Below are 15,996 nucleotides of genomic sequence, written 5' to 3' on the forward strand. Positions count from 1 at the left end.
AACAAGTCTTAGGAAAAGCTTAATGTGCAACAGCTGGTAACATCTTCCCGGACCCAGGGCACTTCGCGGCACTACGCGCTGACGGCATCATGGCGCCCTTCTCCCCTATTCACATTGGTCAAACCCTATGCGCCTGCTGCTTGTCGAGGATGATCGTGCGATTGGCCAAGGCATCCGTGTAGCCCTCAATACCGAAGGCTATACGCTGGACTGGCTCGAGGACGGCCTGAGCGCGCTGCATGCCCTGCGCAGTGAGCCCTTCGACTTGTTGCTGCTCGACCTCGGCCTGCCGCGCATGGACGGCTTCGACCTGCTGCGGCAGTTGCGTGCCGAAGAACTCGCCCTTCCGGTACTGATCCTGACCGCCCGTGACGGCACCGCCGATCGCATCGCCGGGCTTGATGCGGGTGCCGACGATTACCTGATCAAGCCGTTCGACGTCGATGAATTGAAAGCCCGGGTGCGCGCATTGCTCAGGCGCAGTCAGGGCCGTGCGCAGCCGTTGCTGGAGCATGCAGGCATCAGCCTTGATCCAGCCTCGCAGCAAGTCAGCTTTCATGGCTGCGAAGTTCCGATGACGCCGATGGAATATCAACTGCTGCATCAGTTGATGATCCGACCCGGCAAAGTAGTAACCCGCGAGCGCCTGTCCGACACGCTCTACGGCTGGCAGGAAAAGGTCGAAAGCAACACGCTGGAAGTGCTGATTCACAACCTGCGCAAAAAACTGTCCACTGAGCTGATCCGCACCGTGCGCGGCGTCGGCTACCTGCTGGAGCTCAAGGCATGACCTCGGTACGCGCGCGCATTCTGGTCCCGGTCCTGCTGCTGTTGCTGCTCGGCGACCTGACGATCAGCCTGCTCGCCTTGCGCGACAGCCATCACGAAATAGAAGAAGTCTACGACGCGCAACTGGCCCAGAGCGCCCGCCTGCTGCAAGGCGTACTCAGCCAGCGAGCGGCGGGCGAACAGGATCTGGACAAGCTTTATCAGGCGTTCGACCAGGCCATGAGCCGGGTGGGCACCAGCGGCGTTGCCCACCCCTATGAAACCCGACTGACGTTTCAGATCTGGCGCACATCGGGCGAGCTGCTGGTGCGCTCGGCAGAAGCGCCATTGCTCAGCGCCCCGCCTGCCGAAGAAGGCTCACACGACCTGATCGAGAACGGCCACGAGTGGTGCGGCTTTCTGCTGGCCGATCCGCAGCAGGGTTTCCTGATCTGGGTCGGAGAGCGCGACGATGTCCGTCAGGACCTGATCCAGCGTATTGTCAGCCACACCTTGTGGCCGACCCTGATCGGCGTGCCGTTGCTGGTGGTGGCGATCTGGCTGGCCATCGGCTGGGGCCTGCGCCCGCTGCAGGCCATGGCCAAAGTGATTCGCAAACGCGACGCCGAAAGTCTCGACCCCCTCGATGTGACGCCGCTGCCCAAAGAGCTGGAGCCCATGCAGCACGCGCTCAATCGCCTGCTGACCCAGATCGACAGCGTGCTGGAGCGCGAGCGAAGATTCATTGCCGATGCCGCCCATGAACTGCGCACACCACTGACCATACTGCGCATCCACGCCCAGAACGCACGCCAGGCGCAAAGCCCGGAACAGCGCTTGGAAGCACTGGATTTTCTGGTGCATGGCGTCGACCGTGCCGCCCGCCTCGCCAGCCAGTTGCTGACCATGGCCCGGCTTGAACCACGGGTCGAGCTCAGCCAGTTGCAGACCTTCGAACTGAACACGCTGGTGCGCGAAGAAATGGCCGAGTTGACCCCCCTGGCTCTCGAGAAACGCGTCGATCTGGTGTTTGAGGCGGGTGATGATTGCGTGATCCACAGCGACCCGGCAGCCATCACCATCGCTTTGCAAAACCTGCTGACCAATGCACTCAACTTCGCTCCACCTGCCAGCGAGGTTCGTGTGCTGCTCAACCGTCAGGAGGACGGCAGCGCGCATCTTTGCGTCGAAGACTCCGGCCCCGGCATCGACGAGCGGCAGAAGGCTCGCCTGTTCGAACGTTTTTACAGCCAGGGCCACAGTAATGGCGCAGGCCTGGGGCTGGCGATTGTCGACATGATCGTGCGCAAACTGGAAAGCAGCCTGCACCTGCGCAACTCGGCGCAAGGCGGGCTGTGTGCGGAACTTAGGCTCAAGAGCCGAACGGCCTGACGTTCGATCGTGTCAGAGGACGACGCGCAGGCATTGCCCGGCGTGGTAAAGGGTAAAACCGGCGTCGTAGGCCAATGTACGCAAACCATTGGCCGACACCTTCCTAGTGCCGGAAAAGCTCACCGGAAGCGCCGCTTCATCGTTGCTCAGCAGGTAATCGGCAAAGCATTTGCCCACCAGCGTTCCGGTGGTCACGCCCCGGCCATTGAAACCGGTCGCGGCCAGCAAGCCCGGTGCAGGTTCGAACAGGCGCAGCAAATGGTCTGGGGTAAAGCCGATGCGGCCGGTCCAGGTGCTCTCCCACTCCACCCGCCCCAACTGCGGAAAGTAATGCTGCTGGACCCGATCAGCCCACCGACGAATGAACCACAATGGATAGTTGCCCGCATTGCCGAGGCTGCCCAGCAACAATCGCCCATGTGCATCGCGGCGAATGTTGCTGAGCACCGTGCGCGTATCCCAAGAACCCTGCCCACCGCGCAGAATGTCCGCTTGCGCCTCACCGCTGAGGGGCTGCGAGGCGACCTGATAGTAATAGCCGGCAAAGATATGGTCCTTGATATCGGTCCACTCACCCTCGGTGTAAGCGTTGGAGGCAATGATCACTTTCTCGGCGCGAACGCTGCCGGTTGCGGTGCAAACCTTCCAGCCATCCGCCGTGCGTTGCAGGCCAGTCACTGGCGACTCGCCGAACAGTTGGCCACCCCGTGCCACGACGTTGAGCGCCATGCCTGACACATATGCCATCGGGTTCACCGTACCCGCGCGATGGTCGAGCAACGCGCCGCTGACCTTGTCGGTGCCGCAGGCATCTTCGCAGGGTTTGCCGGTCAGCAATTCGACGTTCGCACCGCGCCGCTGCCACTGCTCTGCACGGCTTCGCAAATCTGCCAAACCCTTGGCATTGTGTGCCATGTGGAGGTTGCCGGTGCGGGTGTCCTGGCAATCGATGCGGTATTTATCGATGGTCTCAAACACCAGGGCCGGCGCCGCACCCAATGCAGTGTTGAGGCGGCCGGCCTCGACACTGCCCAGCACCTTTTCCAATGCATCGGGCGCCACCCAGGTTCCGGCATTCACCAGACCGACGTTGCGCCCGGAGCCGCCATGACCGACCTGATGTGCTTCGACTACGCAGACTGACTTGCCGCCTTCCAGCAGCCGCAACGCAGCCGACAAACCAGTGAAACCTGCGCCGATGATGCACACGTCGGCGCTCCGCTCCCCGCTCAAGGCCGGGCTGACCGGACGTTGCGGAGTCAATTGTTCCCACAGACAGCCTTCAGCAAACTGCACCATCGAAAAACTCCAGCAATGTCGGGGAAAAGCGCTCGGTTCGATCAGTCGAAAACGATGCCCTGAGCCAGTGGCAGCTCGCGGGAATAATTGACCGTGTTGGTCTGCCGCCGCATGTAGGCGCGCCATGAATCGGAGCCGGACTCGCGACCGCCGCCGGTTTCCTTCTCGCCGCCGAACGCGCCGCCGATTTCTGCACCGCTGGTGCCGATGTTAACGTTGGCAATGCCGCAATCGCTGCCCGCTGCACTCTGGAAAGCCTCGGCCTCACGCAAGTCAGTGGTAAAAATGCACGAAGACAGGCCCTGCGGCACTTCGTTGTTCAGGCGCAACGCCTCTTCGAAATCGTCGTAGGCCAGCACGTAGAGAATCGGTGCGAAAGTTTCGTGACGTACGACTTCGCTCTGGCCGGGCATTTCGGCGATGGCCGGCGTGACGTAATAGCCGTTCGGGTATTTGTCCTGCAACTGGCGCTCGCCGCCGAACACCTCTCCGCCCTCGTCGCGGGCCTTGGTCAGCGCGTTCTGCATGGCCGAGAACGCCTGCTGATCGATCAGCGGACCGATCAGATTGCCTTGGCGTGGATCACCGACACGCACCTTGGCGTAGGCCGCTTTGACGCGGGCGACTACTTCATCCTTGATCGAACGGTGCACAATCAGACGACGCAACGTGGTGCAACGCTGACCGGCAGTGCCCACGGCGCTAAACAGAATGCCCCGTACGGCCAGGTCGAGATCGGCGCTGGGGGCCAGAATCATAGCGTTGTTGCCGCCCAGTTCCAGAATGCTGCGCCCGAAACGTGCGGCCACACGCGGCCCGACTTCGCGGCCCATGCGGGTGCTGCCGGTCGCGCTGATCAATGGCACGCGGGGATCATCGACCAGCGCTTCGCCGGCATCCCGATCACCGATCACCAACTGCGCCAATGCTGCGGGCGCATCACCGAATATCTTCAATGCCTTGTCGAACAGCGCCTGGCAGGCCAGTGCAGTCAGCGGGGTCTTTTCCGACGGTTTCCAGATGACCGGGTTGCCGCAGACCAGCGCCAACGTGGTGTTCCAGGCCCAGACCGCAACCGGAAAGTTGAACGCGCTGATCACCCCGACCACACCCAATGGGTGCCAGGTTTCACGCATGTGGTGGCCAGGACGCTCCGAGGCGATGGTCAGACCATACAACTGACGCGACAAACCGACGGCGAAGTCGCAGATGTCGATCATTTCCTGCACTTCACCCAGACCTTCCTGAGTGATCTTGCCTGCCTCGATCGACACCAGCTCGCCCAGGTCAGCCTTGTGCTCGCGCAGCACTTCACCAAAAATCCGCACCAGTTCGCCACGGCGCGGCGCGGGGACGGTGCGCCATTGCAGGAACGCGCTGTGGGCGCTGTCGATGCGTGCCACTACCTGCGTCTTGTTTTCGAGCGTGACCGAGGCAATCTGGCTGCCATCAATCGGGGTGTAAACCGGGTAATTCCCTTGTGTGTGGGCACTGTTCGCCACACCCAGACGTGCTAATAATTCGGCAACCATGTTGATTCTCCTGTCATGGACTTGAAATCACGGATAACCGCAGTATTGATCCAGACACGGCCAGCCCAAAAACGACGTTTTTGAAAAACATGATTCCTTTTAGGAATGAACTTCTTGCCACTCGGAACGATTAAGCCCCTCACTTCGGGAATTATTGGAATGACCCGGTGAATTTATTTCGTTTGCGAGCGCAGTCCGATGTTTGCTTGGATACGCCCATCAAAATCACCCGACGCCAGGGCCAGGCCGATGAGCGAACACATCAGCGAATCCATTTCCTTTGTCCACAACATGACGCTGTCTCATGGCCGCAATGCCGAAGTCTGGGACACCACCGGCAAGCGTTACATCGACTTCGTCGGCGGCATCGGTGTGCTCAACCTGGGGCATTGCAACCCGCAAGTAGTCCGGGCGATTCAGGATCAGGCCGCAAAGTTGACTCACTATTGTTTCAACGCCACGCCTCACGATCCGTATATCCAGTTCATGCGACAACTCACGGAATTTGTTCCGGTGAATTACCCGCTGAGCGGCATGCTCACCAACAGCGGTGCAGAAGCGGCAGAGAATGCGCTGAAAATCGTGCGTGGGGCAACCGGGCGCACTGCAGTGATCGCCTTTGACGGCGGCTTTCACTGCCGCACGCTGTCGACGCTAAACCTTAACGGCAAGGTCGCGCCCTACAAACAGAAAGTCGGCGTGCTGCCCGGCCCGGTGTTTCACATCCCCTTCCCCAGCAAGGAAAACGGCGTGACCACCGAACAGGCGCTCATGGCAATGGATCGGCTGTTCAGCGTCGAGATCGATGTCAACGATGTAGCCTGTTTCATCTTCGAACCAGTGCAGGGTGAAGGCGGCTTTCTGGCCATGGAAGCGGACTTTGCCCAAGCGCTGCGAACGTTCTGCGATGAGCACGGCATCGTGTTGATTGCCGACGAAATCCAGTCCGGCTTCGGGCGTACCGGGCAGCGCTTCGCATTCAGCCGGCTGGGCATCGAACCGGATCTGATCCTGCTCGGCAAAAGCATCGCCGGCGGCATCCCGCTCGGGGCCGTGGTGGGACGCAAGGCGCTGATCGACAACCTGCCAAAAGGCGGACTGGGGGGTACCTATTCCGGCAACCCGATTGGCTGCGCGGCGGGCCTGGCATCGCTGGCGCAGATGACCGATGCCAATCTGTCGAGTTGGGGCGAACAACAGGAAAGCGCCATTGTTGCGCGCTACAACGCCTGGCAGGCGAGCAAACTGTCGCCCTGCCTCGGCAGGCTGACCGGCGTCGGCTGCATGCGTGGCATCGAGTTGACCACCCTGGACGGCAAACCCGGCACCCGGCAGCTCGCCGCGCTGCTTGAATCAGCCAGAGACGCCGGTCTGTTGTTGATGCCCAGCGGCAAGTCACGGCACATCATTCGATTGCTGATCCCGCTGACCATTGAGTCACAAGTACTGCACGAAGGGCTGGATATTTTCGAGCGTTGCCTGGCGGCGCTGGCTTGAACCTGTACGGAGAGACACGCTGATGAGTACCGCACGCTTTTTCGACCCTGACAGAATCCGCGCTGACTTCTCCAGTGCCATGTCGCAGATGTACCAGCACGAAGTGCCGCTGTACGGCACGCTCATGGAGCTGGTGAGCGAGGTCAATGAGCAAGTTATGAGCCGCGACAGCAAAGTACTGAACAGTCTGCGCCAGACCGGCGAAATTCAGCGCCTCAACAAGGAGCGTCACGGCGCGATACGCGTCGGTACGGCGCAGGAACTGGCTACCCTCGTCCGCCTCTTTGCCGTGATGGGCATGCAGCCGGTCGGTTACTACGACCTGACGCCCGCTGGCGTGCCGGTTCACTCCACAGCATTCCGCGCCGTGCATGAGCAGGCGTTACAGGTCAGCCCGTTTCGGGTGTTTACCTCATTGCTGCGCCTGGAGCTGATCGAGAGCGACAGACTGCGCGAATTCGCCAGTCAGGTGCTGGCCAAGCGCTCGATTTTCACACCCGGTGCCTTGGCGTTGATCGAGAAGCATGAAACCGACGGCGGGTTGAGTGAAACCGATGCGACCGAATTCATTCAGCAGGCGCTGGAAACCTTTCGCTGGCACAACACCGCCACTGTCTCGCTCGACGAATATAAAAAGCTCAACGCCCAGCACCGCTTGATCGCTGACGTAGTGGCGTTTCGTGGCCCGCACATCAATCACCTGACACCACGAACGCTGGACATTGATGCGGTGCAAAGCGGCATGCCCGGCAAAGGCATCACGCCCAAGGCCGTGGTCGAAGGTCCGCCGCGTCGCCAATGTCCCATCCTGCTGCGCCAGACCAGCTTCAAGGCGCTTGAAGAACCGATCATCTTCATCGGTCAGGGCGGCAATCAGTCAGGCAGTCATTCGGCACGCTTTGGCGAAATCGAACAGCGCGGCGCGGCCCTGACGCCCAAAGGCCGCGCGCTGTATGACCGGCTGTTGAACGAAGCCCGCGAAGAGCTGGGCGAGTTCCCCAACGAAGCCAATGCCGTGCGCTACGCAGGGCTGCTGGAAAAGACCTTCAAGGCGTTCCCGGACAGTCACGATGAAATGCGTGCGCAGGGTCTGGCCTACTTTCGCTATCTCCTGACTGAATCGGACAACGCGGAACGCAGGTCCGGCACCCTGAAGCAGCTTATCGAGGCCGGCCATGTGCGCTTCGAGCCGCTGGTGTACGAAGACTTCCTGCCGGTCAGCGCGGCGGGGATCTTTCAGTCCAACCTTGGCGACAACGCCCAGGCGCATTACGCCACCCAGTCAAACCTACAGGATTTCGAACAGGCACTGGGACGCGAGACGCTTGATGAACTGGCGCTGTACGCCGACACCGAGCGCCGCTCGCTGGAGGCGTGTGCCAGGGCGCTGGGGCTGACAACACTGGCCTGACCTGATCTCAAGCGGACGCACGATAGTCGCAACCAATCTCGTTCCCTACGCTCCGCGTGGGAACGCATTTCGTGACGCTCTGCGTCACCTTTTCAGGTCCTTTCTGTGTTCTGTTTAAAGCAACGATAAATAAAATCCGTAATATTGGTGTGCAACCCTGCGCTATGCATACTGCGGTGGCGAGTGGACATCAAAGCGCCGTATTCAAAGGCTCATCCCGGCGAACAACGCACCTGACGATCCCTCATAAAAGGCTCGAAGCAGCCTGGTCCGGCTCACGTCGGACGCCATAAAAATACTCGGCCGGATAACGGTCTCCATGACTCCATGGACTTCAACGCTGCCCTGGCGCTTCACGGCGCCGACCTGAAAACAGAATAACGATTGATAAGGCCCGAAAAAGGCCATCAGCAGGCAAGGGGATCATCATGCAAGACGCACACGCTGCAGTGGCGGGCAACGACCAAGCGGTTTCATCTATGGTGAAATTGTATGTCTGGGCTGCCGTTATCCTCATCATTGCCGAAAGCATCGGCGCAATCAGTATCCCGCTGGGCCCCGGCAAGGTGGTATTGCTGCCGATGGTCTGGGCGCTGCTGATCGGCGCGGTCGTGGGCATCGCCAGTCGGCGCCTGCCAGGCACCATCGGTATCGATCATCGCACTCAATTGCGTGCGGCCTCCATTCTGCAACCTGCCCTGCTGATCTTCATCGCCAAACTCGGCCTGGTGGTGGGTGGTTCGCTGCCTGTGGTGTTCGCGTCAGGATGGGCCTTGGTGTTTCAGGAGTTCGGCCACTTTGTCGGCACCGTGATGCTCGGCCTGCCTGTGGCGCTGATGCTCGGTATCAAGCGCGAAGCAGTTGGTGCAACCTTCTCGGTTGGCCGCGAGCCCAGCCTGGCGATCATCGGTGAGCGCTACGGCATGGACTCTCCAGAAGGTCGCGGGGTGCTCGCCGAATACCTGACCGGGACGCTGTTCGGTGCGTTGTTCATTGCTATCGTCGCGGGCTATATCGCCAGTCTGGGAATTTTTCATCCCAATTCACTGGCGATGGGCTCAGGCATCGGCTCGGGGAGCATGATGGCCGCCGCCGCGGGCGCCATTGCCGCACAGCAGACGCCGGAAGTGGCCAAGGAAGTCATGACGCTGGCCGCTGCTTCCAACCTGATCACCACCACCATCGGCACCTACTTCACGCTGTTCATTTCCTTGCCGCTGGCGGTGTGGGGCTATCGGGTGCTTGAGCCGCTGATAGGCCGCACCACCAAAGCCTCGATGAGCGATGAGGGGCTGCGCAAGAGCGATGTATTGCTGGAAGCGCCGGAGCTGGGCTGGTCGGGCAAGATCAGTGCGTGGCTGGCGGCCGGTGCGCTAGCCTTGATTGCCAACTATGTGGGTTACAAGACCTTGTCTGCAGATGCCTTTACCGGCATGGGCATCATGATTTTCTGTGCGTTCGTCGGTGAAGCGCTGTGCAGCCTCATCGGTCGCAAGATTCCTGCGGTGTGTACGGTGTCACTGGTGGCGATGTTCCTGACTTCGCCGGCCTGCCCTTGGGCTGCCGAGATCGCCCGACTGACCAGTTCGATCAACCTGCTGGCGGTCATTACCCCGATGCTGACCTTCGCCGGGCTGTCGATCGCCAAGGACCTGCCGGCTTTCCGCCGCCTGGGCTGGCGTATCGTGCTGGTGTCGTTCCTGGCTAACTTCGGCACCTTCATCGGCGCCGTGTTGATTGCCGAGCTGTTTCATTGATTCACAGCAAACTGGCTCGCCGCCTCGCTCACCAGCCAGTCATGCACGGCGCGGCGAGCCGGGGTGGTTAGCGCGCCTTCGCGATAGGCCAGGACGTATTTCTTCCTGGCCTTGATCGGATGTCCGAACGGTACGATCAGCAGACCCTGTTCCAGTTCATCGGTAATCAGCGCCTTGCGGGCAATCGCGACACCCATGCCCATGCGTGCGGCGTCGATGGTCAGGTGGTTGCGGTTGAAGGTATGGCCGCGACGCACGTCGATGCCGTCTGCGCCGATAGCCGTCAGATAAAACTCCCATTCAGCGTATTCATAGCTGCCGCGCCAGGCAGTGATGTCGTGCAGCAGTGGAAAATGCGCCAGCTGGCTTGGCGTATCCAGCGGCGGCTTACCAACCAGCAGGCTCGGCGAACAGACCGGGAACAGCTCTTCTTCCAGCAAAGGCGTAGTCGACAGACCCGGATAACTGCCGTCGTTCAGGTCGATGGCCAGATCGAAATCATCATCACGCAGCGAGCCGCTGCTGTCCTCGGCGATGATTCGCAACTGGATGTCCGGAAACGCTGCCTGCAAGCGTGGCAGACGCGGCATCAGCCACTTGCTGAGAAACGAAGGAATGCAACGCAGCCTGAACACCCCGCCGATACGCCCGGAATACAGCAACCGCAGCTCTTCGCTGATACGGCTCTGCACCTCGTTGGCGACCACCGCCAGACGCTGACCCTCAGCCGTCAGCTCAAGCCCGCGCCCGACCCGATGAAACAGCGCAAACCCCAGACGCTCTTCGAGCTGACGCATCTGCTGACTGATCGCGCCCGGAGTGACGTGTAGCTCTTCCGCGCAGCGGGTGAAGGAAAGATGTCGGGCGGCGCAGGCAAAGACCTGTAACCAGGCGTGCATCTGTGCGTTGAAGATTCTGCTCATTGAAGAGTTCCGCTAAAGCGTTGCATAGCAACAATCGTTTGTTGTTTCGACCGTCGAAGCCAAAGATGAGGACCAGAAAAAGGGGAATACCGAATTCCCGTGCATCATCTCACTTGAAGGACCTCCGTGATGGCCATCAGCGTCTTCGACATGTTCAAAATCGGCATTGGGCCGTCCAGTTCCCACACCGTAGGGCCAATGCGCGCCGGGGCGCTGTTCGTGACCGAGCTGCGCAACCAGAACCGGTTGCCCGGCGTAGAACGTATCGAGGTGCGATTGTACGGATCTCTTTCCGCCACGGGCATCGGTCATGGCAGCGACCGTGCCACTGTCATGGGCTTGATGGGCGAGTGGCCAGACCAGATCGACCCCAGTCAGGTCAATCAGCGGATCGATGCATTGCGCGCGGACAACCAGTTGCTGCTGGCGGGCGAGCAGCCCATCACTTTCGTCTGGGAGCGCGACATGTGCCTGCTCGACGAAAGCCTGCCCTACCATCCCAACGGCATGACGTTGTGCGCCTACGGCAAGAGCGGCGAAATTCACGAGCAGACCTACTACTCAGTGGGCGGCGGTTTCGTGATTGACGCCGAGCAGGCAGCCAGTGGCGTACTGGACAGTGACACGACTGTGCTGCCCTATGACTTTTTCAGCGGCGCGCAATTGCTGAGGCTGTGCAAGACCCACGGCATGAGCATTTCCGAACTGATGATGGCCAATGAAAAGGTCTGGCGCAGCGAGGAGGAAATTCGCGAAAAGATCATGGTCATCTGGGCAGCGATGCGCGCCTGCGTGGACAAGGGTTTGCTCGAAACCGGCATCCTGCCCGGCGGCCTGAAGGTGCGGCGTCGCGCTTACCGTTTGCATCAGAACCTGCAGAACCTCGATAACCCGAACGTCATCGGCTCGACCTTGAGCGCCATGGAGTGGGTCAACCTGTTCGCTCTGGCAGTCAACGAAGAAAACGCGGCCGGCGGGCGCATGGTCACCGCGCCCACCAACGGGGCAGCCGGTATCGTGCCTGCGGTGCTGCATTACTTCATGAAGTTCAAACCCACAGCCAATGACGACGACGTCGTGCGCTTCTTTCTGAGCGCCGCAGCGGTGGGCATTCTGTGCAAGAAGAATGCGTCGATCTCGGGTGCCGAGGTCGGCTGTCAGGGTGAAGTGGGCTCGGCCTGCGCCATGGCCGCTGCGGGCCTGGCAGAGATCCTTGGCGCTACGCCTGAGCAAGTGGAAAACGCCGCCGAGATCGGCCTGGAACACAACCTGGGCCTGACCTGCGACCCGGTTGGCGGGCTGGTGCAGATCCCCTGCATCGAGCGCAACGCAATTGCTGCCGTGAAGGCAATCAACGCGGCACAAATGGCCCTGCGCGGCGACGGCGAGCACCACATATCGCTGGATCATGCCATCCGTACCATGCGCGATACCGGCGCGGACATGCATGACAAATACAAGGAAACCTCACGCGGCGGGCTGGCGGTGAACCTGATCGAGTGCTGATCCGCTCAGGCGTATATCGCGGGTTCGACGAGCACTGGCTCAACTGAGTTATTGATTCAACAGCGTCGAGCCCGAATAGAAAATCCCGCCCAGCGCGATCAGCAGCAAGGTCACGCTGGAAACGATTTCGATCTTGCGCTTGTACTTCAAGGCCAGTTTCTGGCGCATCAGGAAGATGTAGGCGAACAGGATCGACAGGTCAATGATGATCCACAGCACAGACAACAAGGCGATGCTGCCCTTGAACGATTCGGTGACGTGGATGAACTGCGGAAAAAACGAGACGAAGAAGATGATGTCCTTCGGATTGGAAATCCCCACCAGAAAACCTGTCACCAGACCGCTATGCCTGCTGCGCGGGGGCAGCGGCGCTGCTTCGGTCTGCGACGGAGCGTAACGCATCGCGTGCTCCAGCGCTTGCACCGACAGGTAAGCGATAAAGAAGCAGCCGATCAGGCTGATCCAGTTGAGCATGCTCACGCTCACCGACAGCGTACCCGTCAGGATCAATGCCGCGACCAGCACCAACACCAGCGACGCCCAATTGGTGCCCAGCGCCGTCAGCATCGCGCGTTTCGGCCCGAACGCCAGGCTGGTGTTGACGATCAGTGCCACTACCGGGCCAGGGGTGATGATCAACATGAACACGCTGAACATGTAGATCAGCAGCAACGATATATCCATGGTACTCAACGCTCTTTCAAATGGTCAGTCTTGTCGACTTTGATGTGCAGAGGACAGCGGGACAATGCCAGCCCGCCCTCTTCATATAATTGGTACTGCTTCCATTCCAGGCTGTTGCGATCACCGAAAAAGCCCAGCGTGTCAGGTACAACTCCGTTGTTGTAATCGGCGACCCGCTGACGAATTTTTTCCCTGACCTTGCGGCCACTGTCCGTCTCGGCGCTTGCCACCTCGTCGAAGTTCTCCCGAGGGTTGACTACAAATACAATGTGCCCGCCCAGCGACCGGCTTTTCATCGCACTGTGGCGGGGAAAACTCATGTTGATGAACATCGGCAGCCCGGCAAAGTGGTAAGTCCACTCGAATATTTCAGGGTTGCTGCAGGCATCGGCGGGCCAAGGGGATCGGTCATCGTCATGCAAATGTTGCAACGTAGCCCAGGCATAGGCCTGTTCCTCGGCCAGGCTGTTGAAATCGTTTCTCTCGAAAATGACGATCAACGGATTGAACAGGCGATCTTCAAGTGGCGTGTCATTGACGAACCTCACGTACTCTTCCATGCCGTCGCGCAACGCCTGCTGCTCATGCTCACGGGGGATGAACAGCAGCAGGCAACTTCCGGACTTGTTGGCACGACGTCCGAACAGACAAGGGAAGCCCTTGTCACTCAGCACCTGTTCGAACTGCCTGTAAGCCTGAACTCTCCAGCCCATTTCCTGAGCGGTATCACTTTCCAGCAAGAGCCTTACAACAGATTGACGCAGCAGCATTTCGGACTTGGGCAGCATATTCGCTCACGCACGCAGCAGATAAGAACACCGCCTTATTGTTTATTTTTTACGACAGTGACGAGCCGGCGATTCTGACTGGAGTCGGGTGCGCGGAAAAATGGAAAAACGTGTAACCTACTATGATAAATAATCATGGTTAGTTATCACATGACTGAACGTATACCGCCTCTTTACGCGCTCAGAGCCTTTGAAGTGGCGGCTCGATCATGCTCCTTCACGCGTGCTGCGCAAGAGCTATCACTTACTCAAAGTGCTATCAGCCGCCATATTCGTACCTTGGAAGAAACCCTTGGCTGCCGTCTGTTCGAGCGCAATGGCCCGAGGCTTTCACTCAGTGACGAGGGCCGGCGGTTGTCCAGCCAGCTCAAGATCGGCTTCCGGATCATCGAGGACGCCTGCCAGCCGTTTCGTGGTCAGGGCGCGAATCTGCGTCTCAAATCACCTTCCACCCTGACCATGAGGTGGTTGCTGCACGCACTTGAATCCTTCAAACAGCCCGCCCCCGCTCTGCCGGTTCAACTGTCCAGCGTATGGATGGACTTTGATAGTGTGGACTTTTACTCAGAGCCTTACGACTGCGCGATTCTGCTGGGCAATGGCAACTTTGGCGCCGAGGTGGAAACCTGCAAGCTGTTCGATGAATGGCTGATCCCGATATGTTCGGCGGACACATTGGGGGATCAGCCGTGGGGGCCGGAGCGATTGCAGGCTGCCGAGCTCATCCACCCGTCCAGTGACCGCCGCGACTGGCGGCGCTGGCTGACCCGCATGGACCTGGCCGGTCAGGTGACGTTGAGCCAGGGAAAAGTCTTCGACACACTTGATCAGGGCATTACTGCTGCGGTCAGAGGGCACGGCGTATCCATCGGCGATCTGTTTCTGGTCGCCGATGACTTGAACGAGGGTCAGGTGTTTTTACCCTTCCAATCGGCGGTCGGCACCGGGGATGCCTACTACCTGGTCTGGCTGCAGGACAGCTTCAAGCGCCAGCGGGTATTGGAATTGCGCGACCACCTACTGACCTGCCTGCCGGACATATCCAGTATTCATGTGCAATTGCTCGCAGCACCTTGATTGGCAGCCTGGCCATTTATAGGCCTTAGGCCTATTGCTCCGCACGCTCTGCGTTGGAGTGCATGTCTCGACGCTCTGCGTCGAAAGCCGGACGCAGAGCCCCTACACACGAGGTCGTTGTACGCTGCTGAAACCACACAGCAGCAGACCGACCAGAAACCACTGCGGGAGTGTGTATAACGATAAGCGCGCAGGCCAACCATTCAACTCAGCGGCAGACACTGCTCCACCAGCGAAGTCCAGACCGCGACACCCGGCTCAATGACCTGGTCGTTGAAGTCGTAATACGGGTTGTGCAACGCCGCCGATGGTTTATCGCCATCGACGCCCATCCAGATGTACGCGCCCGGACAGGCATGCAGCATGAAGGCGAAATCTTCGGAGGCCATGGACGGGTTGCAGCCCCACTGCACGCTGGCCTCCCCAACCGCTGCAACCGCTGCGCGACGAATCGTGGCGGCGGCTTCGGGATGGTTTTCGGTGACCGGGTAACCGACGTTGTAGACCAGCTCGCCGCGCACACCGAAGGCCGTTGGGAGACGCTCGACGAATTCACCGATCAGTTGCTGGACCTTCTCGCGTACCGGCGTCTGCAGACAACGCACGGTGCCACGCAACGTGGCGGTTTCCGGAATAACATTGATCGCTTCACCGGCATTGAACTGGGTGATGCAGACCACCGCCGAATCCAGTGGCGAGAGACGTCGGGAAACAATGGTTTGCAAACCGAGTACCAGTTCGGCGGCCGCCACAATCGGGTCATAGCCCTTGTCCGGCATGGCCGCATGGCTACCCTTGCCGGTCAGGGTAATTTCGAAAGTGTCCAGCGACGCCATCATTGGTCCCGGATTGATCACCACCTTGCCCGCAGGCACACCCGGCCAGTTGTGCAGGCCATAAATAGCTTCCATCGGAAACAGCTCGAACAGACCGTCGTCGATCATCCGCTGAGCGCCACCCAGGTTTTCCTCGGCAGGCTGAAAGACAAAATGCACCGTACCGGCGAACCGGCGGGTTTCCGACAGGTGCCGGGCGGTGGCCAGCAGGATCGCCGTGTGGCCGTCATGCCCGCAGGCGTGCATGCAGCCTTTGTGTGCCGACTTGTGCACGCTGTCGCCCAGTTCCTGAATCGGCAAGGCGTCCATGTCGGCACGAATGCCTATAGTCGGGCCATCGCCGCTGCGCAGGGTGCCGACCACACCAGTACCACCCAGCCCGCGATGCACCTCAATACCAAAACCGGTGAGCAGATCAGCCACTTTTTCTGAGGTTTTCAGCTCTTGAAAGCCCAGCTCCGGCGCTGCATGAAGGGTACGGCGCCAGACGGTTGCTTCGTCAATCAGTGTCTTTGAAATGGACATG

General features: G+C 59.9%; 13 protein-coding genes. 7 read left to right on the forward strand and 6 right to left on the reverse strand.

Going from position 1 to position 15,996, the window contains the following annotated elements; genetic code table 11:
• The first annotated feature begins 127 nt into the window (after positions 1-127).
• A complete protein-coding gene (locus ALO43_RS15145; RefSeq protein WP_005889997.1) occupies positions 128-790 on the forward strand; it encodes a response regulator in 663 nt (220 codons plus the stop codon).
• Positions 787-2,160: a sensor histidine kinase gene (locus ALO43_RS15150; protein WP_005889995.1), complete on the forward strand. Its 1,374-nt coding sequence runs from the start codon at positions 787-789 to the stop codon at positions 2,158-2,160. Before ALO43_RS15145 ends, ALO43_RS15150 begins: the two co-directional genes overlap by 4 nt.
• A 12-nt stretch (positions 2,161-2,172) precedes the next feature.
• Here the strand turns inward: ALO43_RS15150 and amaA are convergent, their stop codons facing one another.
• Together amaA and amaB are read right to left on the reverse strand one after the other, a co-directional pair.
• Positions 2,173-3,459: an L-pipecolate oxidase gene (gene amaA / locus ALO43_RS15155; protein ID WP_054997745.1), complete on the reverse strand. Its 1,287-nt coding sequence runs from the start codon at positions 3,457-3,459 to the stop codon at positions 2,173-2,175.
• Between the two features lie 41 nt (positions 3,460-3,500).
• Positions 3,501-4,991, reverse strand: coding sequence for an L-piperidine-6-carboxylate dehydrogenase (gene amaB, locus ALO43_RS15160; protein ID WP_024689794.1), 1,491 nt, complete (start codon positions 4,989-4,991; stop codon positions 3,501-3,503).
• 249 nt (positions 4,992-5,240) lie between these two features.
• Between amaB and ALO43_RS15165 the strand changes: the two genes are divergently transcribed.
• The 3 genes from ALO43_RS15165 to ALO43_RS15180 all read left to right on the forward strand — a co-directional run bounded on the left by ALO43_RS15165 (position 5,241) and on the right by ALO43_RS15180 (position 9,656).
• Complete coding sequence (locus ALO43_RS15165) at positions 5,241-6,488, forward strand: 2-aminoadipate transaminase (protein WP_054997746.1); 1,248 nt, start codon at positions 5,241-5,243, stop codon at positions 6,486-6,488.
• A 22-nt stretch (positions 6,489-6,510) separates the two neighbouring features.
• Entirely contained in the window at positions 6,511-7,899 is a 1,389-nt protein-coding gene (gene hglS, locus ALO43_RS15170; RefSeq protein ID WP_053931363.1) for a 2-oxoadipate dioxygenase/decarboxylase HglS, read from the forward strand.
• Between the two features lie 428 nt (positions 7,900-8,327).
• Positions 8,328-9,656 carry a DUF3100 domain-containing protein gene (locus ALO43_RS15180; RefSeq protein ID WP_024689791.1) on the forward strand — a complete coding sequence of 443 codons (1,329 nt, stop codon included), beginning with the start codon at positions 8,328-8,330 and terminating at the stop codon, positions 9,654-9,656.
• Here the strand turns inward: ALO43_RS15180 and ALO43_RS15185 are convergent.
• The gene (locus tag ALO43_RS15185; RefSeq protein WP_024689790.1) at positions 9,650-10,579 is read right to left on the reverse strand and encodes a LysR substrate-binding domain-containing protein; all 930 of its coding nucleotides are present in this window, start codon (positions 10,577-10,579) and stop codon (positions 9,650-9,652) included. The two genes, ALO43_RS15180 and ALO43_RS15185, sit on opposite strands and share 7 nt — an antisense overlap.
• A gap of 129 nt (positions 10,580-10,708) precedes the next feature.
• On the opposite strand from ALO43_RS15185, the gene ALO43_RS15190 reads away from it, so the two are divergent.
• Complete coding sequence (locus tag ALO43_RS15190; protein WP_024670183.1) at positions 10,709-12,085, forward strand: L-serine ammonia-lyase; 1,377 nt, start codon at positions 10,709-10,711, stop codon at positions 12,083-12,085.
• Positions 12,086-12,133: 48 nt separating this feature from the next.
• Here ALO43_RS15190 and ALO43_RS15195 read toward each other — a convergent pair whose 3' ends face one another.
• Together ALO43_RS15195 and ALO43_RS15200 are read right to left on the reverse strand one after the other, a co-directional pair.
• Complete coding sequence (locus tag ALO43_RS15195; RefSeq protein WP_053480561.1) at positions 12,134-12,769, reverse strand: LysE family translocator; 636 nt, start codon at positions 12,767-12,769, stop codon at positions 12,134-12,136.
• Positions 12,770-12,774: 5 nt separating this feature from the next.
• Positions 12,775-13,557 carry a YqcI/YcgG family protein gene (locus tag ALO43_RS15200; protein WP_053931365.1) on the reverse strand — a complete coding sequence of 261 codons (783 nt, stop codon included), beginning with the start codon at positions 13,555-13,557 and terminating at the stop codon, positions 12,775-12,777.
• A gap of 150 nt (positions 13,558-13,707) precedes the next feature.
• Here ALO43_RS15200 and ALO43_RS15205 point away from each other — a divergent pair, with 150 nt between their 5' ends.
• Entirely contained in the window at positions 13,708-14,634 is a 927-nt protein-coding gene (locus ALO43_RS15205) for a LysR substrate-binding domain-containing protein (RefSeq protein ID WP_053931757.1), read from the forward strand.
• Between the two features lie 203 nt (positions 14,635-14,837).
• Here ALO43_RS15205 and ALO43_RS15210 read toward each other — a convergent pair whose 3' ends face one another.
• Entirely contained in the window at positions 14,838-15,995 is a 1,158-nt protein-coding gene (locus ALO43_RS15210; RefSeq protein ID WP_054997748.1) for a M20 aminoacylase family protein, read from the reverse strand.
• Between the last annotated feature and the right edge of the window lies 1 nt (position 15,996).

The sequence above is a fragment of the Pseudomonas tremae genome, from assembly GCF_001401155.1.
In the GTDB taxonomy this organism is placed as follows: Bacteria; Pseudomonadota; Gammaproteobacteria; order Pseudomonadales; family Pseudomonadaceae; genus Aquipseudomonas; species Aquipseudomonas tremae.